General features: G+C 73.2%; 17 protein-coding genes, 1 tRNA gene and 1 pseudogene. 13 read left to right on the forward strand and 6 right to left on the reverse strand.

Going from position 1 to position 22,731, the window contains the following annotated elements; genetic code table 11:
• Nucleotides 1-28: 28 nt before the first annotated feature.
• The 4 genes and pseudogenes from tmk to QFZ75_RS21370 all read left to right on the forward strand — a co-directional run bounded on the left by tmk (nucleotide 29) and on the right by QFZ75_RS21370 (nucleotide 6,576).
• Nucleotides 29-3,251 (forward strand): annotated as a pseudogene (gene tmk / locus QFZ75_RS21355) (dTMP kinase).
• Nucleotides 3,252-3,436: 185 nt separating this feature from the next.
• Nucleotides 3,437-4,642 (forward strand): DNA polymerase III subunit delta', encoded by a 1,206-nt coding sequence (locus tag QFZ75_RS21360; RefSeq protein ID WP_307539211.1) that lies wholly within the window; start codon nucleotides 3,437-3,439, stop codon nucleotides 4,640-4,642.
• Between the two features lie 92 nt (nucleotides 4,643-4,734).
• A complete protein-coding gene (locus tag QFZ75_RS21365) occupies nucleotides 4,735-6,336 on the forward strand; it encodes an alpha/beta hydrolase (RefSeq protein WP_307539213.1) in 1,602 nt (533 codons plus the stop codon).
• A gap of 166 nt (nucleotides 6,337-6,502) precedes the next feature.
• Nucleotides 6,503-6,576: transfer RNA gene (locus tag QFZ75_RS21370), tRNA-Thr, on the forward strand.
• A gap of 77 nt (nucleotides 6,577-6,653) precedes the next feature.
• Here QFZ75_RS21370 and QFZ75_RS21375 read toward each other — a convergent pair.
• Nucleotides 6,654-7,601: a M56 family metallopeptidase gene (locus tag QFZ75_RS21375; protein ID WP_307539215.1), complete on the reverse strand. Its 948-nt coding sequence runs from the start codon at nucleotides 7,599-7,601 to the stop codon at nucleotides 6,654-6,656.
• A gap of 266 nt (nucleotides 7,602-7,867) precedes the next feature.
• Between QFZ75_RS21375 and QFZ75_RS21380 the strand changes: the two genes are divergently transcribed.
• Nucleotides 7,868-8,758 carry a glycosyltransferase family 2 protein gene (locus QFZ75_RS21380; protein WP_307544651.1) on the forward strand — a complete coding sequence of 297 codons (891 nt, stop codon included), beginning with the start codon at nucleotides 7,868-7,870 and terminating at the stop codon, nucleotides 8,756-8,758.
• Nucleotides 8,759-8,843: 85 nt separating this feature from the next.
• On the opposite strand, the gene QFZ75_RS21385 is transcribed toward QFZ75_RS21380, so the two are convergent.
• Both QFZ75_RS21385 and QFZ75_RS21390 read right to left on the reverse strand, forming a co-directional pair.
• Entirely contained in the window at nucleotides 8,844-10,580 is a 1,737-nt protein-coding gene (locus tag QFZ75_RS21385) for a bifunctional 3'-5' exonuclease/DNA polymerase (RefSeq protein WP_307539217.1), read from the reverse strand.
• Nucleotides 10,581-10,732: 152 nt separating this feature from the next.
• Nucleotides 10,733-11,461, reverse strand: a complete 729-nt coding sequence (locus tag QFZ75_RS21390) for a Clp protease N-terminal domain-containing protein (RefSeq protein WP_307539218.1) — start codon at nucleotides 11,459-11,461, stop codon at nucleotides 10,733-10,735.
• A gap of 84 nt (nucleotides 11,462-11,545) precedes the next feature.
• On the opposite strand from QFZ75_RS21390, the gene QFZ75_RS21395 reads away from it, so the two are divergent.
• Both QFZ75_RS21395 and QFZ75_RS21400 read left to right on the forward strand, forming a co-directional pair.
• Nucleotides 11,546-12,739, forward strand: a complete 1,194-nt coding sequence (locus QFZ75_RS21395; RefSeq protein WP_307539220.1) for a DUF2786 domain-containing protein — start codon at nucleotides 11,546-11,548, stop codon at nucleotides 12,737-12,739.
• Nucleotides 12,740-12,986: 247 nt separating this feature from the next.
• On the forward strand, nucleotides 12,987-13,325 hold the full coding sequence (locus tag QFZ75_RS21400; protein WP_307539222.1) for a hypothetical protein: 339 nt from the start codon (nucleotides 12,987-12,989) through the stop codon (nucleotides 13,323-13,325).
• Between the two features lie 97 nt (nucleotides 13,326-13,422).
• Here QFZ75_RS21400 and QFZ75_RS21405 read toward each other — a convergent pair whose 3' ends face one another.
• Nucleotides 13,423-13,974, reverse strand: coding sequence for a DUF4232 domain-containing protein (locus tag QFZ75_RS21405; protein WP_307539224.1), 552 nt, complete (start codon nucleotides 13,972-13,974; stop codon nucleotides 13,423-13,425).
• A gap of 198 nt (nucleotides 13,975-14,172) precedes the next feature.
• Here QFZ75_RS21405 and QFZ75_RS21410 point away from each other — a divergent pair, with 198 nt between their 5' ends.
• Nucleotides 14,173-16,557 carry an FUSC family protein gene (locus QFZ75_RS21410; protein WP_307539226.1) on the forward strand — a complete coding sequence of 795 codons (2,385 nt, stop codon included), beginning with the start codon at nucleotides 14,173-14,175 and terminating at the stop codon, nucleotides 16,555-16,557.
• On the opposite strand, the gene QFZ75_RS21415 is transcribed toward QFZ75_RS21410, so the two are convergent.
• The gene (locus QFZ75_RS21415; RefSeq protein ID WP_307539228.1) at nucleotides 16,535-17,047 is read right to left on the reverse strand and encodes a hypothetical protein; all 513 of its coding nucleotides are present in this window, start codon (nucleotides 17,045-17,047) and stop codon (nucleotides 16,535-16,537) included. The genes QFZ75_RS21410 and QFZ75_RS21415 overlap by 23 nt on opposite strands.
• A gap of 742 nt (nucleotides 17,048-17,789) precedes the next feature.
• Between QFZ75_RS21415 and QFZ75_RS21420 the strand changes: the two genes are divergently transcribed.
• Complete coding sequence (locus tag QFZ75_RS21420; RefSeq protein WP_307544653.1) at nucleotides 17,790-18,008, forward strand: DUF397 domain-containing protein; 219 nt, start codon at nucleotides 17,790-17,792, stop codon at nucleotides 18,006-18,008.
• Between the two features lie 105 nt (nucleotides 18,009-18,113).
• On the opposite strand, the gene QFZ75_RS21425 is transcribed toward QFZ75_RS21420, so the two are convergent.
• Nucleotides 18,114-18,590 (reverse strand): ATP-binding protein, encoded by a 477-nt coding sequence (locus QFZ75_RS21425; protein ID WP_307539230.1) that lies wholly within the window; start codon nucleotides 18,588-18,590, stop codon nucleotides 18,114-18,116.
• A gap of 364 nt (nucleotides 18,591-18,954) precedes the next feature.
• Between QFZ75_RS21425 and QFZ75_RS21430 the strand changes: the two genes are divergently transcribed.
• The 4 genes from QFZ75_RS21430 to QFZ75_RS21445 all read left to right on the forward strand — a co-directional run bounded on the left by QFZ75_RS21430 (nucleotide 18,955) and on the right by QFZ75_RS21445 (nucleotide 22,709).
• Nucleotides 18,955-19,779, forward strand: coding sequence for a helix-turn-helix transcriptional regulator (locus tag QFZ75_RS21430; protein ID WP_307544655.1), 825 nt, complete (start codon nucleotides 18,955-18,957; stop codon nucleotides 19,777-19,779).
• A gap of 99 nt (nucleotides 19,780-19,878) precedes the next feature.
• A complete protein-coding gene (locus QFZ75_RS21435) occupies nucleotides 19,879-21,342 on the forward strand; it encodes an aldehyde dehydrogenase family protein (protein ID WP_307539232.1) in 1,464 nt (487 codons plus the stop codon).
• A gap of 123 nt (nucleotides 21,343-21,465) precedes the next feature.
• A complete protein-coding gene (locus QFZ75_RS21440; protein ID WP_307539234.1) occupies nucleotides 21,466-22,008 on the forward strand; it encodes a DinB family protein in 543 nt (180 codons plus the stop codon).
• A gap of 59 nt (nucleotides 22,009-22,067) precedes the next feature.
• Complete coding sequence (locus tag QFZ75_RS21445; RefSeq protein WP_307539236.1) at nucleotides 22,068-22,709, forward strand: PadR family transcriptional regulator; 642 nt, start codon at nucleotides 22,068-22,070, stop codon at nucleotides 22,707-22,709.
• The last annotated feature ends 22 nt before the right edge of the window (nucleotides 22,710-22,731 follow it).

The raw sequence follows: 22,731 nt of genomic DNA on the forward strand, positions 1-22,731 counted from the left end.
ACCGGACCTCTGCGGATAGGCTGGACGGATGACGCGAGCCGAGCAGCCAACGGCCCTCCAGCCGGCCCCCGACGACGCCCTGGTCGCGGATTCACGGGAGCGCGCCGTCCGGGCGCTGCTCCGGGTACCGCAACTGCGGCGCCTGTGGAGCGCACAGCTCGTGGGAGGCGTCGGCGACGCCCTGGCGCTGCTCGTCCTGGTCCTCCTCGCCCTGCAGGCGGCGGTGACCGACGGCTCCTTCGGCGGCGGCTACCGCGGAGTGGCGTTCGCCGTCGCGGCGGTCTTCGGGGCGCGCATCCTCGCGACGCTGCTCTTCGGAGCGGTGCTCCTCGGCCCGCTCGCCTCCCTGACCTCCCAGGACGGTCCGCTCGACCGCCGCTGGACCATGGTCGGCGCGGACGGCGTACGGGCCGTGCTGCTGATCGTCGCGCCCCTGTGGATCGACTGGACCCCCGAGAACGCGCTGGCCGTGCTCCTGGTGACGGCCTTCGTGACCGGGGTCGCCGAGCGCTTCTGGACGGTGTGCCGCGAGAGCGCGGCACCCGCGCTGCTGCCCGCGCCCCCGCTGGAGGGCGCGACGGTACGGCCGCTGCCGGACCACATGGACGCCCTGCGGCGCCTGACCCTGCGTACGGGATTCGTCGCCGTGCCCCTCGCTGCGGCGACGCTCGTCGTCGCCGGGCTCCTCAACAACCTGCTGGGCGCCGGCGTCGAGTGGTTCGGCCAGCACCAGGCCCGCGCTCGCCTCGTACGTCTCCGCGGGCCTGTTCGCCGCGTCCCTGTCGGTCCTCACCTTCCTCGAACTGCCCGGTACCCGCACCCCGCGCGCGCGGTCGCCGCTCGAAGGGCTGCGCCGCCCCAGGACGGGCACGGGCGTCGACAAGGGCCGTACGGGAGCGATCCCGCTCCTGGTGCTCGCCTGCGCCGCGGTCGCCGGGGCGGTCGCGGCCGCCGTCTCCGTGGCCGTGCTGCACGCCAAGGACCTGGGCGGCGGCCCGGTGACGTACGGGCTGCTGGTGCTCGTGCTGACCGGGGGCGTCGTGATCGGCATCCGCACGGCTCCGAAACTGCTGCCGTCCCTGTCGCGCCGACGGCTGCTGGCCCTGGCGATCGCCTTCACCGGGATCGCGCTGCTCGCCGCCGGGCTCGTCCCGGACGTCACCACCGTGCTGCTGATCGTCGGCCTCGCGGGCACCGGCGCGGGCGTCGCCGCGAACACCGGGCACGCGCTCCTCGACCAGGAGGCCGAGGACTACCGCCGCGCGCGGACGACGGAACACCTGCACGCGGCCGTACGGGTCTTCGTGGCCCTGGGCGTCCTGGTGGCCCCGCTGGTGGCGGCCGCGATCGGCCCGCACCGCCTGGAGAACGGCAAGTTCGTGTTCGCGCACGGGGGCGCCGCCTTCACGCTGATGCTCGTCGGCGCGCTGCTGCTGCCGGTCGCCGCGCTGGTCCTCGCCAAGGCCGACGACCGCTCCGGGGTGCCCCTGCGGCACGACCTGCGGGACGCGCTGCGCGGCGGCGACGATCCGGCACAGGTGCCCACCGACGCCGGTTTCTTCCTCGCCCTGGAGGGCGGCGACGGGGCCGGGAAGTCCACCCAGGCCGAGGCGCTCGCGGAATGGATCCGCGCCAAGGGCCACGAGGTCGTGCTGACCCGCGAGCCCGGCGCCACCCCCGTGGGCAAGCGGCTGCGCTCGATCCTGCTCGACGTGTCGTCCGCCGGACTGTCGCACCGCGCGGAGGCGCTGCTGTACGCCGCCGACCGCGCGGAGCACGTGGACACCGTGGTGCGGCCCGCGCTGGAGCGGGGCGCCGTCGTGATCTCCGACCGCTACATCGACTCCTCGGTGGCCTACCAGGGGGCCGGCCGCGACCTGTCCCCGACCGAGGTCTCCCGTATCAACCGCTGGGCGACGGGCGGGCTCGTACCGCATCTGACGGTCCTGCTGGACGTGGCGCCGGAGACCGCGCGCGAGCGGTTCACGGAGGCGCCGGACCGGCTGGAGTCGGAGCCCGCCGAGTTCCACGCGCGCGTGCGGTCCGGTTTCCTGACGCTGGCCGCCGCCGATCCCGGCCGGTACCTGGTCGTGGACGCCGGGCAGGAGCCCGAGGCCGTCACGACCGTGATCCGCCACCGGCTCGACGTGGTGCTGCCGCTCTCCGAGGCCGAGATCAAGGCCAAGGAGGAAGCCCGCAGGGCCGCCGAGGAGGAGGCCCGCCGCAAGGCCGAGGAGGAGGCCGCCCGCAAGGCCGAGGAGGAGCGGCTGGAGCGCGAGCGCCAGGAGCAGCTCGCCCGGCTGCGCGCGGAGGAGGAAGAGCGCAAGCGGCTCGAACTGGAGGAGGCGCAGCGGCGCGAGGCCGAGCGGCAGGCCGAGGAGGCCCGGCAGCGCGCCGAGGCCGCACGCGTGCGTGCCGAGCAGGAACGGGCGCGGCAGCTCGCGGAGGAGAAGGCCCGCGCGGCCGAGGAGGAGCGCCGGCGCAAGCAGGCCGAGGAGGAGGCGCGGCTGCGGGCCGAGGCCGAGGAACGGCGCCTGGAGAAGCAGCGCAAGGCCGAGGAGGCGCTGGTCCGGGCGGAGGAGGCGCGCAGGGCCGCCGAGGCGGCGGCCGCCGCCGCGGCCACCGCCGCGTCGGCGGCCGCGACGGCTGCGACGTCGGGGCCGGCGAGGTCGGGGCCGGCGGCGCCGGCGGCATCCGGCACAGGCGCGGGCGCAGGTACAGGCGCAGGTACAGGCGCGGGCGCAGGTGCGGGCGCGGAGGCCGGCCGTGGGGCTGCCGGTCCCGCGGACGGGCCCGACAACGAGCGCACGGTGCAGACGCCCGTGGTCGTGCCCACGAACGCGTCCGGCGGTCCGGCCGACGAGACGGCCGTGCTGCCGCAGGTTCCGCAGGCCGCGCAGGCGCCGCAGCCCCCGCGGGGTGCCGTCGACGAGACCGCGGTGCTGCCTCCGGTCCGGCCGGAGCCCGCCGCGGACGAGACGGCGGTCCTGCCTCCGGTACGGGACGACCGTGGCGGCCGGCGGGGGAGCGGGCCCGGGGACCGGACGGGGGAGCGCCCGCGGACCGGGGCCTCCGACGGCGGCACCCGTGAGCTGCCCCAGGTCGACGCGGAGGGCAGGCCCCGGCGGCGCCCCCGTTCGGACTGGGCGGAGGAGACCCCGCTGGACGATCTGCCGACGCTGGCCGACGAGTTGCTGGGCCCGCCCGAGGACGACGAGCGGGACGAGGGACGCGGGCGCCGGCGCCGCTGACGGCGGGGCGCTCACGTACCGGGGCGCCGGGGACCACGTACCGGAGCGCCGGGACAGTGCGCCGTGCGCCGTGCACCGCGGACCTCGGCGCACCTCGCCGGACCTCGTTGTCGGTGCCCTCCCGCACAATGGGGGGCGGCAGGCAGAGCCGGCAGGGCACAGGCGCGACGGAAGGGCGGCACCCCATGACCGTATGGGACGACCTGGTGGGCCAGGAGAAGGTGAGCGAACAGCTCGCGGCCGCCGCGCGGGACGCCGACACCCTGGTCACCGCCGTCGCGGCCGGGACGCCGTCGCCCGAGGCGTCGAAGATGACGCACGCCTGGCTCTTCACCGGGCCGCCGGGTTCGGGCCGTTCCACCACGGCCCGTGCCTTCGCGGCGGCTCTCCAGTGCATCAGCCCCGACCGCGCCCTCGGCGGGGTCCCCGGCTGCGGGTTCTGCGACGGCTGCCACACGAGCCTGATCGGTACGCACGCGGACGTGCAGATCATCCGCACCGACCTGCTCTCCATCGGTGTGAAGGAGACCCGCGACCTGGTCCGCCGCGCCCAGCTGTCCCCGGCGGTCGGCCGCTGGCAGGTCATCGTCCTGGAGGACGCCGACCGCCTCACCGAGGGCGCGGGCAACGTACTGCTGAAGGCCGTCGAGGAACCGGCCCCCCGTACGGTCTGGCTCCTGTGCGCGCCCTCCCTGGAGGACGTGCTGCCGACGATCCGCTCCCGGTGCCGCCACCTCACGCTCCGGACGCCCCCGGTGGCCGCGGTCGCCGACGTCCTCGTACGCCGCGATGGCATCGAACCGGACGTCGCGGCCGCCGTGGCCCGTGCCACACAGGGGCACATCGGGCGGGCCCGCCGCCTCGCCACGGACGAGCGGGCCCGCGCGCGCCGCGCCGCCGTCCTCAAGCTGCCGCTGCGGGTCGAGGACGTGGGCGGCTGCCTCAGGGCGGCGCAGGAGCTGATCGACGCGGCTTCCGAGGACGCCAAGCAGGTCGCCGAGGAGACCGACGCCAAGGAGACCGAGGACATGAAGACGGCCCTCGGTGCCGGGCAGGGCGGCCGGATGCCGCGCGGCACCGCGGGGGTGATGAAGGAGCTGGAGGACAAGCAGAAGCGCCGCAAGACGCGAACGCAGCGCGACAGCCTGGACCTGGCCCTGACCGACCTCACGGCCTTCTACCGGGACGTGCTCGCGCTGCAGTTCGGCACGGCGCTGGCCCTTTCCAACACGGAGATGCAGGACACCCTGGACCGGCTGGCGCGCGCCTCGTCGCCCGAGACCACCCTGCGCCGGATCGAGGCGATCGCCGCCTGCCGCGTGGCCCTGGACCGGAACGTGGCGCCGCTGCTGGCGGTGGAGGCGATGACGATGGCGTTGCGGGCGGGGTGACGTCGGCGGGACCGGTATTGACGGTGTCACTCGTACGAAGTGTGATCGCGACTCTCCGCGATCATCTCATCGCTTAGCGTTACGCTCGTTCGATGGACACCAGGCGCCGGCCCAGGTCATTGCGGGCCCACCGATCCCTCCGCGCGTACGGCACCCTGATCGCCGCCGCCGGACTCCTCGTCTCCGCCTGCTCCACGGGGCACTCGACGAGCACCACGAGCCCCGCCGGGTCGGTGGCGCTGCGCGCGCTGCCCGAGACCACCCCGGCCGCGCTGACCCCGTACTACGGGCAGCGGCCGGACTGGCGGGACTGCGGTGTCGCCGGCTTCCAGTGCGCCACGCTGAAGGCTCCGCTCGACTACGCCGAGCCGGCCGCGGGCGACATCCGGCTGGCCGTCGCCCGCAAGAAGGCCACGGGACCGGGTAAGCGGCTCGGTTCGCTGCTGGTCAACCCGGGCGGGCCGGGCGGCTCGGCGGTCGACTACCTCCAGTCGTACGCCGGGATCGGCTACCCGGCGAAGGTGCGGGCCCGGTACGACATGGTCGCGGTGGACCCGCGGGGCGTCGCCCGCAGCGAGCCGGTCGAATGCCTCACCGGGCGGCGGATGGACGCGTACACGCAGACGGACACGACCCCGGACGACGCGCGGGAGAAGGCCGGGCTGGTCGACGCCTACAAGAAGTTCGCGGAAGCCTGCGGGCGGCACTCGGCGAAGCTGCTGCGCCACGTGTCCACGGTCGAGGCGGCCCGTGACATGGACCTCGTACGGGCCGCGCTGGACGACGAGAAGCTGACGTACGTGGGGGCGTCCTACGGCACGTTCCTCGGGGCGACCTACGCGGGCCTGTTCCCGGAGCGCGTCGGACGGCTGGTCCTCGACGGGGCGATGGACCCGTCCCTGCCCGCGCGGAAGATGAACCAGGACCAGACGGCCGGCTTCGAGACGGCCTTCCGGTCGTTCGCGAAGGACTGCGTGCGGGAGTCCGACTGCCCGCTGGGCGGGGCGGGCACGTCGCCCGAGCAGGCCGGCAGGAACCTCAAGGCGTTCTTCCGGCAGCTGGACTCCGCCCCCGTCGGCACGGGTGACGCGGACGGCCGCAAGCTGGGCGAGGCACTGGCCACGACGGGCGTCATCGCCGCGATGTACGACGAGGGGGCCTGGCCGACCCTGCGCGAGGCGCTCACCACGGCCATGAGGGAGAAGGACGGCGCGGGCCTGCTCGCCCTGTCCGACAGCTACTACGAGCGGGCCGCGGACGGCCGGTACGCGAACCTGATGTCCGCCAACGCGGCGGTCAACTGCCTGGACCTGCCCGCCGCCTTCGCCTCCCCGGAGGAGGTCGAGAAGGGCGTCCCCGACTTCGAGAAGGCCTCCCCGGTCTTCGGCGAGGGCCTCGCCTGGGCCTCCCTGAGCTGTGCCTACTGGCCGGTGGGGCCGACCGGTGAGCCGCGCAGCATCGCGGCGAGGGGGTCGGCGCCGATCGTCGTGGTCGGCACGACCCGGGACCCGGCGACGCCCTACGCCTGGGCGCGGGCGCTCGCGTCCCAGCTCTCCGCCGGAACGCTCCTCACCTACGACGGCGACGGCCACACGGCGTACGGGCGCGGCAGCGCGTGCATCGACTCGGCGATCAACCGCTACCTGCTCGAAGGCACCCCGCCGAAGAACGGAAAGCGCTGCTCGGCGACGTGATCGCCGGCCTGCGGCCGGGTCTTCGGCGGCTCCCGGTGAACTCCGGGAGCCCGCCGAAACCCCTGCCGGGGGTGCGTCCGGCACCGGCACAGGGCCGGTACGGAGCACCCCCGGAAACTGTGTACACTTGCTGACGTTGCCGATCGCACCATGGTTCCGGCAGCGCGCCGCCTTAGCTCAGATGGCCAGAGCAACGCACTCGTAATGCGTAGGTCTCGGGTTCGAATCCCGAAGGCGGCTCTGTGGAAGCCCCAGGATTCTCACTCGCCGTGACCTGGGGCTTTTGCTTTTTCTGAATGCCGCCGCCGAGCCGTCTCCTAGGAACCCAGTGTCGTCAGCGCCGGGGCGAAGGCGATCAGGAGGGGGAGCAGGGGGGCCAGGGCCGCTGCCGTCGTGGTGCTCCTGCGGTGGGTTCTGGGGAGGCGGGGCGGGGGGTCCAGGAGGCGCTCCACTCGTTGGTGGAGCAGGGGGCGGGGGGTCGCGCAGGACAGGACGCCGCGGTGCTGGTTCAGTTCGATCAGGGCCAGGGCCGTCGTGAGGTGGCCGCAGCGCCGGGATGCCGTGTCGTCGGCGGAGAGTTCGACCAGGCGGTGCGTCTGGTCGCGGAAGTGGCTGAACACCGGGATGCCCGGGAAACCGCCGGCCAGGGCCTGGGAGAGGTGCAGCAGCCAGTCGTGATGGGCGCGGGCGTGGCCGAGTTCGTGGGCCCGGACGGCGTCCAGCTGCTGGGTGGTGAGACGCTGCAGGGCGCCCGTCGTGACGACGAGTTGGGGGCGGCTGCCCGGCATCCACCACGCGTCCGGGTACTCGTCCTCCAGTACGAGAAGGGGGCCGCGGGCGGCGGGCAGACCCGCGGGCAGCTCGGGGGCGCGTTCGCGCAGGTGTGCCCGGCGCAGGTTGCCGCGCCTGCGGGCCTCCACCAGTTCGCGGGCCAGCATGGCCGTGGTCCAGGCGGCGCCCCCGGCCAGCAGCAGCGCCAGCGCGGTGGTCCAGGGCGGCGCGGCGGCCAGGTCGTACGCCTCGGTGACGGCGGCGGGCGCCGGTGCGAACACGTGGACGCGCACGGTGTGGAACACGGCCGAAGCGCTCAGCACGAGCGAGGTCAGACAGCAGAGCAGGACCGTGGCGACCAGGCACTGCCACACCCACAGCGCGAGCACCGGCTCCCGCTCGGGCCAGGAGGCGCGGGTCAGGACACGGGGACCCACGACCGCGGCGGTCAGGGCGACGGCCGCCATCAGGAGGAGGGAGATGGATACGGTCATGGTCCGGGGCCTCTCTGCTCTCGCTCCGCCAGGTTTCCTGCGCCGGGCTTCCCCGGCCGCCTCCGGTCGGGTCCGGTCCGCCCGGGTCGCCTCCGGTCGCGCTCGGCGCGTGACACGCTACCCGGCCCACCGCCCCCGGACGCAATGCGCGAAGCGGGTGTGCGACACCCTGAATGGGCCGTTTACTCGAAGAGTCCTTACCGTGAACGGCTAGCATCGCTCCCTCACAGTCCGGTGAGGTCGAGGTTGGGGTGGGCGTCGTGTCGGTGGGACCGCGGATCGCGGTGGCCGTGGTGACGATGGGGACGCGGCCCCAGGAGGTCGACGCGCTGCTCGCGTCGGTGGCCAAGCAGGACGTCGCACCCGAGCGGATCGTCGTCGTCGGCAACGGATGCCCGCTGCCGGAGTTCGCCGAGCGGCTGGGCCTGCCCGGCGAGGTCACCGCCGTCGAGGTCGACGAGAACCTCGGCTGCCCGGGCGGCCGTAACGTCGCACTGCGGCGCCTGCGGGAGTTCGGGGACGTGGACGTCGTCGTCGAGCTGGACGACGACGGGCTGCTCGTCGACCCCGACGTCCTGCGGACGGTACGGGACCTGTACGCCGTCGAGCCGCGGCTGGGCATCGTCGGCTTCCGCATCGCCGACGAGAACGGCGAGACCCAGCGCCGGCACGTGCCCAGGCTCGGGGCCAAGGACCCCATGCGGGGCGGTGAGGTGACCTGCTTCCTCGGCGGCGGTCACGCCCTCTCCATGAAGATGCTCGAGCAGACCGGGGACTGGCCCGCCGAGTTCTTCTTCGCGCACGAGGAGACCGACCTGGCGTGGCGGGCCGCCGACGCCGGCTGGACCATCCGGTACGAACCGCAGCTGCTGCTCCAGCATCCGAAGACGTCACCCGCCCGGCACGCCATCTACCACCGTGTCACCGCCCGCAACCGTGTCTGGCTGGTCAGGCGGCGGCTGCCGCTGCCGCTCGTCCCCGTCCACCTGGTGGTCTGGATCGCGCTGACCCTCGTACGGACGCGGTCCGCCGGTGGGCTGAAGGCGTGGTTCGGCGGCTTCGTGGAAGGGCTGCGGACACCGGCCGGGGAGCGCCGGCCGATGCGCTGGCGGACTGTGTGGCGGCTCACCCGGCTGGGACGGCCGCCCGTCATCTGACCGCGGTGCGGTGCACCGTGGCCAGTGGTCAGTGGCTAGTAGCCCGCGGCATCACGAACCGGTCGGATCGTGCGGAGCGCAACGGCTACTTCGCGTCCGCGTAGCACTTCACCACCGCCGTCGTGAACGGGAACCGGACCGGTGTCTCCCCGAACGTCAGCCGGCCTGCCTGTTCCGCCGACTCCCGGATCGCCGCGACCACCGCGTCGGTCTCCTCGGCCGGACAGTGCACCATCACCTCGTCGTGCTGGAAGAAGACCAGCTCGGCCGCCATGTCCCGGCAGGCGCGGCGCAGTCCGGCCAGCACGAGGAGGGTCCAGTCGGCCGCACTGCCCTGCACCACGAAGTTGCGGGCGAAGCGGCCCCGGGCGCGCGAGTCGGTGGACGCGTACCCCGGCGCCCACTCCCGGCCGTCCCCGGGGTCGGCCCCCGCACCCCGGCCGCCCCGGCCGTCCGGGCCACCCAGGCCGTCGGTCTGCTCGCTGTCCGGGATCCCGGCCTCCTCGTCCGAGGCGTCCGAGCCCGCCGCCGGTGGGCAGGTGCGGCCCAGCCAGGTCCGTACGAGGCGGCCCTCCTCGCCCGCCCGGGCCGCGTCGTCCACGTACGCCACCGCCCTGGGGAAGCGGCGGCGCAGCAGCGCGAGGTTCTTGAGGCCGTCGCCGGAGGTCTGGCCGTAGATCGCGCCGAGGACGGCGAGCTTCGCCTGCGCGCGGTCGCCGGAGAAGGCCCGGTCGGAGACGGACTGGTAGAGGTCGCTCCCGCGGCCGGCCACCTCCATCAGTCCGGGGTCGCGGGAGATCGCGGCCAGCACGCGCGGCTCCATCTGGTCGGCGTCCGCCACGACGAGTCGCCAGCCCGGGTCGGCGACCGCGGCCCGGCGGATCACCTTCGGGATCTGCAGCGCGCCGCCGCCGTTGGTCACCCAGCGGCCGGTGACGGTGCCGCCCGCCAGGTACTCCGGTCTGAACCGCCCGTCCCGCACCCAGTCCTGGAGCCACGACCAGCCGTGGGCGACCCAGATCCGGTACAGCTTCTTGTACTCGAGCAGCGGTTTCACGGCCGGGTGGTCGACGCTCGCCAGCTCCCAGCGGCGGGTGGACCGCACCTTGATCCCGGCCTGCGCGAAGGCCTTGACGACGTCCGCGGGCAGGTCGGGCCGGACCCGGCGGCCGAACGCGGCCGACACCTCCTCCGCCAGCTCGGCCAGCCTGCGCGGCTCGCCGCCGCCCGCGTACCGCTCGCCGAGCAGTTCGTGCAGCACCTCGCGGTGCACGTCCGCGCTCCACGGCAGCCCGGTCGCGTTCATCTCCGCGGCGACGAGCATGCCTGCCGACTCGGAGGCCGTGAGCAGCCGCATCCGCTCGGGGTGCGCGGTCGCGTCGTGTCTGCGCTGCTGGTGGCCGTACACCTCGACGAGCTGTGCCAGCGGTACGTGGACGGGGCGCGGCTCGAAGAGCGAGGACTGGGAGCCGGGCTGCGCGGAGCGCTGCGGGGGGTCGGGCGGTACCGGGCCGCCGTGCAGCCTCGCCAGGGCGGCGGCGGCCGAGCGCGGTTCGCCGAGCCGCCCCTCGTGGCCGAGCAGGAGGGACTCGGCCGCCTCCAGGTCGTAACATCGCTCCACGCGGACGCCCGCCGCGCGCAGGCGGGGATAGACCTCCGCCGTCGCCCGCCACACCCAGCGGGTGACGTCCGGCCGGGAGCGTACGGACCCGGCGAGGTCCGGCTCCCGCAGGACCGGTCCTGCGGGCAGCCCGTCGGGGCCGAGGGGGGCGAGCTCGGCGCCGCCGTCCTCGGCCGGCGCGAGGGCCCACCGGTCGGTCATGATCCGAGTCTCGCAGGAGGGTCTGACAATCCCCGGGACGGACTCCACGGAGCCCTCGCGGTCCCTGGAGGACCACGGTCCCTGGCCCCTCGGTCCCTCAGCCCCTGGGCCCTTGGCCCCCCAGCCCCTGGCCCCTCGGGTCCCGCGGTGGCTCACTCCGCGGGTGTGCCCGTCACCTTTTCCAGCGCCTTCGCGATGTTCGCCTCGGCGGTCGTCTTGTCGACGCCGAGTCCGCTCAGTACGCCCGTCCCGGCCTCGTGCTCCAGCAGGGCGAGCAGGATGTGCTCCGTACCGATGTAGTTGTGGCCCAGGCGCAGGGCCTCGCGGAAGGTGAGTTCGAGGACCTTCTTGGCGCCGCCGTCGAAGGGGACGAGCGCGGGCATGGTCTCCGCGCGCGCGGGCAGTGCGGCGCTCGCGGCCCCGCGCACGGCGTCCAGGGTGACGCCCTGCGCGGTGATCGCCTTCGCCCCCAGACCGTCCGGCTCGGCGATCAGGCCGAGGAGCAGGTGATCGGTGCGGATCTGGTCGTTGCCCGCGGTCCTGGCCTCTTCCTGGGAGGCCACCACCACGTTCCGGGCGCGTGGTGTGTAGCGGCTGAAGCCCTGGCTCGGGTCGAGGTCCGACTCCGCCTTCGGCACGAACCGCTTCTGGGCCGCCTGCCGGGTGACCCCCATGCTCCTGCCGATGTCCGTCCAGGACGCGCCCGAACGCCGGGCCTGGTCCACGAAGTGGCCGATCAGGTGGTCGGCCACGTCGCCGAGGTGGTCCGCGGCGATCACCGCGTCCTGGAGCTGGTCGAGGGCGTCCTCGTGGACTTTCTTGATGGCCTCGATGAGGTCGTCGAGGCGTACGGAGGTGGTGGCGCGTGGATTCGTCGTCATGTGTCAACGGTAGGTTGACAGTGGAGGGGTGTCAACCTCGGGTTGACGCGTGGTCGCCGCAGCGCTCCGTGGCACGATCGGAGGATGAGTAGTACGCCCTCCACGGTCGAGCGCGCCTTCGCGGCCGCCCTCTACGCCGACACCGACGCGGCCCTCGACACGGGCGCCTCCCTGCTCGCCGCCGATCCCGCCTCGGACACCGAACTCGCCGTCCGTGGCGAGGAGTTCGTCGCGGCGGCCTGGCGGCGCGGCTGGCAGCCCGCCGATGTCGTACGGATCGTGCGGCGCGAGCTGGCCGGTGTGCACGAGCGGCTCGTGTCGGAACTGGTCCTCGCCGAGGCCGGCCGGGACCGCCGCCCCCGGGGCGCCCGGTGGACGGCGCAGCTCGACGCCCTGGGCGCGCCGGACGCCGACGGGCCGGACCCCGCCGGGGCCACACCGGCCCGTACGGACCGTTTCTCGTACGCGACCGCCGTCCTGGAGCTCTACCGCCTGCTGCTGCGTCTGCCGTCCCTGGAACCGCTGGACGCGCACGTGCCCCGGACGGGGGCGGACGGTTCCTCCGGGGGTGCCGCCGTCCCCCGGGACACCCGCATGCTCACCCGTATCCGCGCGCTGCTCGCCAAGGCGGAGGCGACCGGGTTCCCGGAGGAGGCGGAGGCGCTGAGCGCCAAGGCGCAGGAGCTGATGGCGCGGCACAGCATCGACGAGGCACTGCTCGCGGCACGGACGCACGCCAAGGACGCGCCCGGCGCCTGGCGGATCGGCGTCGACGCGCCGTACGAGGCCGCCAAGGCGGTCCTCCTGGACGCCGTCGCCGGCGCGAACCGGTGTCGCGCGGTATGGAACGAGGCCCTCGGCTTCTCCACCGTGGTCGGTTTCGAACCCGACCTGGCGGCGGTCGAACTCCTTCACACCTCCCTCCTCGTGCAGGCGACGGCCGCGATGACGAGGGCGGAGGCGGCTCAGCGCGCGGGCGGCCGGAAGCGTACGAAGTCCTTCCGGCAGTCCTTCCTCGCCGCGTACGCGCATCGCATCGGTGACCGGCTGGCCGCGGTGGCGGACGCGGCCGAGGGGCAGGTGACCGCCGTGGAGGGGGAGTTGCTGCCGGTCCTCGCGGCGCGCGACGTCGCGGTCGCGGACGAGGCGGAACGCATGTTCCCGGACACCGTCACGACCCGGATGCGCGGTGTGCACGACGCGGCCGGCTGGGAGGAGGGCGCCGCGGCGGCGGACCGTGCCCAGGTGAACGCGCGGACACCACTGCGGCGGCCCTGACGCCGGGCCCCGCGACAGCCCGCCTCGGTCCCGCCTCGGTCCCGCGACGGCTCCGCCTCAGTGGTCCTCGCGGCCCCGGCGAACCGGCCCCGGCGAATCGGCCCCGGCCCCGCCCGTTCACGTTTGGCTGATCAATTCGCGCAGACCGGACCTTCCGTCGTGATGCTGGGTGTGAGGGCGGTGAGGCCGCGCGTTCGCGCGCCGGATCTCCCGTCCGTCCGTCCATCACTTCTCATCAGGAGAGACCATGCGTGTGCGTACCTTCCTTGCCGCCGGCGCCTTCGCCGTCACCGCGATCCTGGGCAGCGCCGGCTCGGCCCTCGCCGACGACCACGACGAGAGCCGTAACGAGGGCGGCTTCCGGGCCTGCGGCGAGTTCGCGGGCGCGGGTCACAGCAACGCCTACTACGGCAACGGCTGTGCGGCGGGTCGCTGGCAGAGCGAGAACGTGAACCACGACGACGACAACGACGACGACGGCCGTCACGACGACGGCCGTCACGACGAGGGCAACCGTCACGAGGACGGGAACCGTCACGAGGACGGCAACCACCACGAGGGCGGATTCGGGCACTTCGGCCGCTGACCGACCGCAGCGCCTCCGTTCGGGGAACGGTCGTCCCGGCCGTTCCCCGGCCGTTCCCCGGCCGTTCCCCGACCGTGTTGCCGAGCGGCCGCGACCCTCAGTCGCCCGCCCGCTGCAGCGCGGTCACCGACGCGTCCGGCTCGGTCGCGCTCCGCAGGGCCACCTCGCCGTACTTCCACGGGAAGGACAGTTCGGCGTCCGCGCCGGGCAGCCCGAACGTCGCGGTCGCGACGGCGGCGCCCTTCGCCGCGTCATCGGCGGGCCCCCGTACGTACGTGATCGTGAAGCCGACCGTCTCGTCCTGCTTCACCGTCAGCTTCTCCGGTTGCGCGGACTTCTCCGGAGCCACCGGCAAGGTGGTCCCGCCGGCCTCCAGGCCGACGGTCGGGAAACCCTCCAGCGTGCAGTCGGCGCCGGTGCCGTTGGTCAGGGTGACGGAGACCGTCCCGGTGTCGCCCGCGGCCGGGGCCTCGCTGGCGACGACCTCCTGACCGAGTCCGTCACCCGCACAGGCGGTCGGGGAACTGCTCGCCTTGCTGTCGGTCTTCTTCTTGTCACCGCCGCCACCGCTGTCGTCACCGCCGCAGGCGGACAGGGTCAGGGCGAGCGTCGCCGCGAGGGCGGTGACGGCGATCGGCAGGGTGCGCATGGTTTCCTCTGGGCTCTGGACTCTGGGCTCCGGACGCTGGATCCGGCGTACTGACTCATGGATCATCATGCGGTTCCGCGTGACCGTGTTCCACCGCCGGCCGCGCCACGGCGTCACCCGTCACCGCGCCCCCGCACCATCGCACGTCCCGGACCCCGGGTACGCCACCCGCCCACCCCCCTCCCGTACGCTGGCGCGGTGAGCTGGAGACGAGCGCTGAAGGACACCGCGCGCTCGGGGCTCGCCGTGGAGAAGAAGCGGCTCGAACCCCTCGGCGCGGTGCGCGGGGCGGCCGGACTCGCGATCGTGATCGCGGTGAGTCTGTGGGCCTTCGGTCCCGCCGTCGCCGCGAGTTCGGCGTTCGGCGCGTTCCAGGCGGCGATCGCGACGTTCCAGCGCAGCTGGCGCCCCCGCCCCGAACTGGCCCTCGCCTCCGGTGCAAGTCTCGCCGTGTCGACGTTCCTCGGCTACCTCACGGTCTCCTGGGAGCCGCTCTTCCTCGCGCTGCTGGTGGTGTGGACGTTCGCGGCGGGGCTGAGCTGGGCCGCCGGCCCGACCATCGGCCTGATCGCGTCCTCGAACGTGGCGATGATGCTGGTGACGGTCACCCTGCCGACCTCCGTCGCCGAGGCCGCCGGCCACGCCGCCATGATGATCGTGGGCGGGGTCGTCCAGGCCGCGCTGGTCGTGCTGTTCCCCGTACGCCGCTGGGGCGCCCACCGCGACGCGCTGGCCGACGCCCTGGCCGCCGAGGCCGACTACGCGCGCCGTCTGCGCCACGATCCCCTCGCGTCCTTCGACCCGCTGCCGCTGATGGAGGCCCGCAACGCGGCCGCCGTCACCCCCCGCCAGGCCCGCCGCCGGCCCGCCGAACTCCACGGCGCCCGCGGCATCGCCGAGCGGATCCGCCCCGTCCTCGCCTCCCTCGCCGACCCGGCGGCCGGTGTCCCGGCGGAAGGCCGTGCCTGCGACCGGGTCCGTGAACTGCTGGCCGCCACCGGAACCGTCCTCGACGCGGCGGCCCACGCGATCCGCCGGGGCGAACCGGTGGCCGTCCCGGCCGCGGCCCTGGCCGTCTTGCGTACCCCGGACACCGGCAGCATCCTCACCGGACGCCCCTACCGTGCGGCCACCCGCCTCGGCACACTCCTCCAGGACGTGCTGGAGACGGCGGGCGGCAGCACCCCGGCAAGCCGCACGGAAGCCGGCCGCGGCCCCGGTCACGGCGTCGGCCGTGCGGAACCGCCACCGCAGGCGGCGGCAGCACGCAGCCGCCCCACCTTCCTCGCCCTGGTCCCCACCGCGCTCACGGCCATGCGCAAGGAACTCCGCGAGGGCTCCCCGATAACCCGCCACGCCACGCGAGTCGCCGCCGTCGCCGCCGTCGGGTACGTCCTCGGCACCGCCCTCCCCCTCGGCCACGGCTACTGGGCCCCGCTGACCTCGGTCATGGTCATGCGCCCGGACTTCTCCCAGACGTACAGCCGGGCGGTGGCCCGGCTCGGCGGCACCGTCGTGGGCGTGGGCGTGGCCACGGCGGTGGTGCGGCTGGCCGACCCGGGCACCTATCTCTCCGGCGTCCTCGCCGTGGTGAGCGCCGGGCTCATGTACCTGCTGATGCGCACGGGCCAGTTCGCCGCCCAGGCCTGCATCGCCGCGTACGTCGTCCTGCTGCTCGGCATGGGCGGCGAACAGTGGACCCAGACCGTGCCCGAACGCGTCCTGCTCACCCTGCTCGGCGGACTCCTGGCGATGATCGCGTACGCCGTCTACCCGGCGTGGGAGACCCCGCGCCTGCGCACCCGGCTCGCGGACTGGCTGGCCACGCAGGGCCGTTACGCCGCCGTGGTCCTCGGCTCCTACGCCGACCCGGCGTCCAGGAACGTCGCGGACGTCCGCGAGGCCCTGCTGACCGCGCGCACCGCCCGCGCGGCCTGGCACACCGCCGTGGCCCGCGCCACCGCCGAACCGGTCCGCCACCGCGGGCTCTCCCGGACCGCCGCCGACGACGCCGAGGACGCGCTCGCCCAACTCGGCCGGGTCGTCATGCTCCTGGAGGCCCACCTGCCGGAACGCGACGCGACCCCGGTCCCGGCGGCGGCCGCCCTCGCGGAGGCCCTGCGCGAGTCCACGCAGCAGGGCGCCAGGGCCGTACGCGAGCGCCGGGTCCCGAACTGGGACGCCGTGCGAGCCGCGCTGGAGGCCTGGGAGACGGCGACGGCCGTACGGGCCCCGGGCGCCGCTGGCGCGCCTGAGGACCCGGGCGCCCCTGGCGCCCCGGACACGGCAAGTGCCTCGAAGACCCCGGGCGCCGATCCGGGGAAGCCCGACGGGGTCGGAGCCGTCGCCTCCGGCAATGACGCGTTCGTACGGGATGCGGCGCGGCTCGTGCTCGACGCGCTCACCGAGTTGTCCGAGGCCCTCGACACCGCCGTGCCGCCCATGACGCTCGACGGGACGGCCGGGCGCGGAAGCGCGAACGACGGCGCTGGCGGCGGTGGCGACAGCGGTGGCGGTGATGGCGACAGCGGTGGCAGTGGGGGCGGCAGCGCCGGCGGTGTCAGGAACCCAGACTCGCCGTAGGCAGCCCGGACGGCAGGCCTTCGCCCTCGGACCTGGTGTAGGTCTCCTTGCCGAAGCCCTCCCAGGTGATCTTCAAGGTGGTGGAGTCGACGGAGTCCACCATGCCCTCGGCCCGGTCCTCGTTCCCGTCGGAGCACTTCAGGGCGATCATCCGCATGCCCGAGGTCTCCTTGGCGGAGCCGCTGCAGACGGATCCGCTCGTGGAGAACAGTCCGGCGTCCTGGCCGGTGACCACCAGGGCCACGGCCTTGCCGTCCTTGGTGGCCAGCCAGTTGCCTTCCAGGTCGCCGGCCGCGGCCGTGCTGTCGCCGGAGCCGCCGCCGGTGTCCGCCGAGGCGGTCGGGGGCGCGGTCGTCCCGGCGGACGCGTCGCTGTCGCCGTCACCGCCGCCGTCCGCGCCGCAGCCGGCCGTCAGGACGAGCGCGGCCGCCAGGGCCGCCGTCGCGGCCGCGATCCGGGTCTGCCTGCGTGGGAAGGTCGCGGAAGTCACTGGAGCCCCCAGGGGTCTGGCCGGACGGGTCGCCGGTACGCGCCGAGTACCACCGGTGGCGCCGATGCCACCGGCACGACGGCAGCAAGCTACCGAACGCCTGCCCTTCACCTCCACCTTTCAGAGCGGAGGCGAAGGGTGTCCTGCGCGTGAAGAGCGTCCTGTACGGGACACTTCCGGAGGTCCGACCCGCGGTCCGTCACCCCACGTGTCACTTCGACCGCGGAAAGATTCGCAGTCGCAGGGTCGCCCGGATCCCGGCACGACAGCGGCGGCGGCCGGCCCGTGCGATCAGGACCGTTGGGGGGACGGTCCTGCCGCCGTACGCGTCGCGGTGGCCCGGGTCGCTCCGGGAGCCCGTCCTGGCTCCCGGAGCCCTTGGTTCCCCGGGTTTTCCGAGGTCCCCGAGTCCTCCCCGGTCCCGGCGGCCCCTGTGACCCCGGCCGCCCCGCCCCGTCCCGTTACCCGTCGAACAGGATGGGGCCGTTCTGGAACACGAACGGCCCGCTGTGCGTCTCCTCCTGAGACGGAGCGCGGCATGGGAACGATTCGGGCTTCGCAACCGTCAAAGCTGTAATCAGGAGACCACCCCCCGTGCACGTGCATATGCCCATGCATCTGCATGTGAAGACAGCTATGATCCGGGGCAGTTGACCACTGCATCAAGAGCAGCAGAGGCAACAGAGGCCGAAGTTGATGCACCACCGGGGAGCGACCTGTGGACCACGACGTGTACAACGGCATGGCTGCCACGGAGCTGAGCGGGGCGGCCTGGCAGAAGAGCAGACACAGCAACTCGCAGGGGTCCTGCGTGGAGTTCGCGCGGCTGCCCGGCGGCGAGGTGGCCGTACGCAACTCGCGTTTCCCCGACGGACCGGCCCTCGTCTACACGCGCGCGGAGATCGAGGCCATGCTCCTGGGCATCAAGGACGGCGAGTTCGACCACCTGATAGCGGGCTGACCCCAGGCCTGGAACCGGGCCGGGGCCAGGGCCCGGACCCGCACCGCGGGCCCCGGGGACGGGTAACGCGCGTAGAACCGCGACGCGAAAAAGCGCCGCGGTCCGTCACGCGGAGGCCCCCAGGCGGAACAGCGCCCAGACGACCTTGCCGTCGAGCGTGCCGGCCAGCGGGTGCCAGCCCCAGCTGTCGGCGAAGGACTCGACCAGGAACAGGCCGCGGCCCGATTCCGCCGAGGAGTCGTCGGAGTCGCCCGTGACCGGGCTGTCGTGACTGGGGTCGCGCACCGCGCAGACGAGTCTCCCGGTCCACCGCATCAGGTGCAGCCGCACGGGCGGGTCCTGGTCGGCCGGTCGGGGGGTGTCCGCGGGCAGCGCGTGCCGCAGTGCGTTGGTGACGAGTTCCGAGACCACCAGACAGACGTCGTCGAAGCGGTTGCCCACGTCCCACTGGTCCAGCGTGCGGCGGGTGAACTGCCGCGCGTCGCGCACCGCTTCGAAACGGGGCGGGAGGGCGCAGGAGGCGGCGTTGGACACGGACGCGGGGTCCAGTGGCGGAAGCCCCTGCCGTAACGGCTCGAGCATGGTCGATCCATTCGTCCCCATGCGAGGCACTCCCGGGGTTCGCGGTCGTTGCGATGCAGCGGTGGCGCTAGACCATCGTTCCGAATGCGTTCAGCAGATGCAAGGGCAGATGCACGTGCACGCGCCCGAATTGAACCTCCCGTGCCGCTTCTTGGGCATTTTTTCCGCCATCTCCGCGCCACTTTTTTCGGAGTGGCTTGTCTTCTCCTTGTCGTTTCCTGTGCTTCTCCCCTGAAAGCTTGCCGTTTCTGTAACCGAACGAGTACTGCTTGAAGTGTTTTAGTGGCAGACTGCGGCCCTTGAGACGGGGTTGGGGAGGCTGACGAACGTGAGCACGCAGGAGTCGGGATCAGTGGTACGACGCATGCTGCTCGGCTCGCACCTGAGGCGGCTGCGCGAATCGCGCGGGATCACCCGGGAGAAGGCCGGCTACTCGATCCGCGCCTCCGAATCGAAGATCAGCCGTATGGAGTTGGGCCGGGTGAGCTTCAAGACGAGGGACGTAGAGGATCTGCTGACGCTCTACGGGATCGCCGACGAGGCGGAGCGCACGTCGCTGCTCTCCCTCGCCAAGGAGGCGAACGTCGCGGGCTGGTGGCACAGTTACTCGGACGTCCTGCCCAGCTGGTTCCCGACCTATGTCGGCCTGGAGGGCGCCGCGGCCCTGATCCGGTCCTACGAGGTCCAGTTCGTGCACGGCCTGCTGCAGACCGAGGCGTACGCGCACGCGGTCGTCGCCCGGGGCATGCGAGGCGCCGGCCGCGCCGACATCGACCGTCGGGTGGCCCTGCGCCTGGAGCGGCAGAAGTACCTCGTGGCCGAGACCGCGCCCGAGTTCCATGTGGTGCTGGACGAGGCGGCGCTGCGGCGGCCGTACGGCGACCGGAATGTGATGCGCGGCCAGTTGCAGCACCTCATCGACATCTCCCAGCGGCCGAACGTGCGGCTCCAGGTCATGCCGTTCAGCCTGGGCGGCCATGCCGGGGAGAGCGGGGCCTTCACCATGCTGAGCTTCCCCGAGTCCGACCTGTCCGACGTGGTCTACCTGGAGCAGCTCACCAGCGCGCTGTACCTGGACAAGCGCGAGGACGTCGCCCAGTACGAGAAGGCGATGAAGGAACTGCAGCAGGACAGCCCGGGACCCGACGAGAGCCGCGACCTGCTCAGGGGACTGCTCCAACTCAGTTGAAACGCCTGAACTCGTTTGAAACACCCGTACGATGACATGTGATCAGACCGTGAAGATGCATGGGCTGCTGCCTTCGGCAGCGGGGGATTGAGGGATCACATGTCGTCGTCCTACTTCACCGACCTGGCTCAGCAGTACATCGACGGCCGATGGCGCCAGGGCACGGGTTCCTGGGACATCATCGACTTCAACCCGTACGACGGCGAGAAGCTGGCCTCGATCACGATAGCCACGGTCGACGAGGTGGACGAGGCCTACCGGGCGGCCGCCCGGGCCCAGGAGGCATGGGCGGCGACGAACCCGTACGCGCGCCGGAGCGTGTTCGAGAAGGCGCTGCGGATCGTCGAGGAGCGCGAGCCGGAGATCACCGAGGCGATCATCGCGGAGCTCGGCGGCACGCGTCTGAAGGCCGGCTTCGAACTGCACCTCGCCAAGGAGTTCCTGCGCGAGTCGGTCAACCTGGCGCTGCGGCCCCAGGGGAAGATCATCCCCTCGCCGGGCGACGGCAAGGAGAACCGTCTCTACCTCGTCCCGGTCGGCGTCGTCGGTGTGATCAGCCCCTTCAACTTCCCGTTCCTGCTGTCGCTGAAGTCCGTGGCACCCGCGCTCGCCCTCGGCAACGGCGTGGTCCTCAAGCCGCACCAGAACACCCCGATCGTGGGCGGCTCCCTGATCGCGAAGATCTTCGAGGACGCGGGCCTGCCGGCCGGTCTGCTCAACGTCGTCATCACCGACATCGCGGAGATCGGCGACGCCTTCCTGGAGCACCCGGTGCCGAAGGTCATCTCCTTCACCGGCTCCGACAAGGTCGGCCGCCACGTCGCGACCGTCTGCGCCGCGCAGTTCAAGCGCTCGATCCTCGAACTGGGCGGCAACAGCGCGCTGGTGGTCCTGGACGACGCGGACGTCGACTACGCCGTGGACGCCGCGGTCTTCAGCCGGTTCGTGCACCAGGGCCAGGTCTGCATGGCCGCGAACCGCGTCCTGGTGGACCGCTCGGTCGAGGCGGAGTTCACCGAGAAGTTCGTCGCCAAGGTCAGGTCCCTGAAGGCCGGCGACCCGCGCGACCCGGAGACCGTCATCGGTCCGGTCATCAACTCCACGCAGGCGAACGCCCTCGGCGCCGTGGTGGACCAGGCGCTCGCCGAGGGCGCGACCGCCCTCGTGCGCGGCACCACCACCGACAACCTCGTCGAGCCGACCGTCCTGACCGGCCTGCCCGCCGACTCCGCCATCCTCCGCCAGGAGATCTTCGGCCCCGTCGCGCTCCTCGTCCCGTTCGACGGCGAGGAGGAGGCCGTACGCATCGTCAACGACACCCCGTACGGGCTGAGCGGCGCCGTGCACACCGCCGACGTGGAGCGCGGGGTCTCCTTCGCGAAGCGGATCGACACGGGCATGTTCCACGTGAACGACGGCACCGTGCACGACGAGCCGCTGGTCGCCTTCGGCGGCGAGAAGTCCTCCGGCATCGGCCGCCTGAACGGCGAGGCGACCGTCGAGGCGTTCACCACCCAGAAGTGGATCTCGGTCCAGCACGGCCGCAGCGCCTTCCCGTTCTAGTCCTTTCGTCCTGGTCCGCGACCGGCCCGTTCTCGCGGGTCCTTGCGGACAGGACCTGACCGCAAGGGCCCGTAGCTTCGTGGGTGTCGGGAAAGAGACGGCACCCACGAAAAGGCGGCTCCCATGGTCATGCACGTGCACGCGGAGGCCCACGGCGACGAGCGCGGCGCGCTGCTCGCCTTCCTGGACGAGCAGCGCGGCGGCATCCGCCGGGCCCTGCTCGGCCTGACCGACGAGCAGGCCGCGACCCGCCCGAGCGCGAGCGAACTCTCCCTCTCCGGGCTGCTCAAGCACGTCGCGGAGACCGAGCAGGGCTGGCTGTCGCTGGCCCGGCAGGAGACGTCCGGCACCGAGCGCTCCGAGGAGGACCGGGGTGACGGCTTCCGGCTGACCGGCGACGAGACGGTCGGGTCGACGCTGGCCCGCTGGGACGAGGTCGCCCGGCGGACGGAGGACTTCATCCGTGCCGTGCCCAGCCTGAACGACACCTTCCCGCTGCCCGATCAGCCGTGGTTCCCGGACGGCGAGGCCGTCTCCATGCGCTGGCTGCTGCTGCGCCTGATCACGGAGACGGCCCGGCACGCCGGCCACGCCGACATCGTCCGCGAGTCCCTCGACGGGAAGACGGCCTTCGAGCTCGTCGCGCAGCAGCAGGGCCGGGGCTGAGCCGAGCCCCCGCCGGGCCCGGCGCCCGGGCCCGGCAGGGCCGCCCTACGCTTGGCCGCATGTCAGCGATCCGCCTCCTCGTCCTCGGTGCCGTGCGCCAGCACGGCCGGGCCCACGGCTACCAGGTGCGCAACGACCTGGAGTACTGGGGCGCGCACGAGTGGTCCAACGCCAAGCCCGGCTCGATCTACCACGCGCTCAAGCAGATGGCGAAGCAGGGACTGCTGGTCGCGCACGAGACCGCGCCCTCCACGGCCGGCGGCCCGCCGCGCACGGAGTACGAGATCACGCAGGAGGGCACGCGGGAGTTCCGCACGCTCCTGCGCGAGTCGCTGACCGCGTACGACCAGAAGCCGGACGTCCTCTCCGCGGCGCTCGGTTTCATGGTGGACCTCGGCCGCGAGGAGGCGCTCGGACTCCTGGAGGAGCGGGTGCGGGTCATCGAGGAGTGGCGTTCGGCCGTCACCGAGCACTACGTACCGGAGGACGGTCCCGGCCGGCTCGGCCACATCGGCGAGATCATGAACTTCTGGGTCCACTCCGCCGACAGCGGCGCCGAGTGGACCCGTGGCCTGATCCGGCGGATCAAGGACGGCGCATACACCTTCGCGGGCGAAGGCGAGCCCTTCGTGGGCGTGCTGGCGGAGGGCGAGGAGAACCCGTACGCCACGGGTGAGACGCATCCGGAGGATGCGCGGTAATCAAGTTTGACTAAGCCTCCGG

It is taken from the genome of Streptomyces sp. V3I8 (genome assembly GCF_030817535.1).
GTDB lineage: Bacteria > Actinomycetota > Actinomycetes > Streptomycetales > Streptomycetaceae > Streptomyces.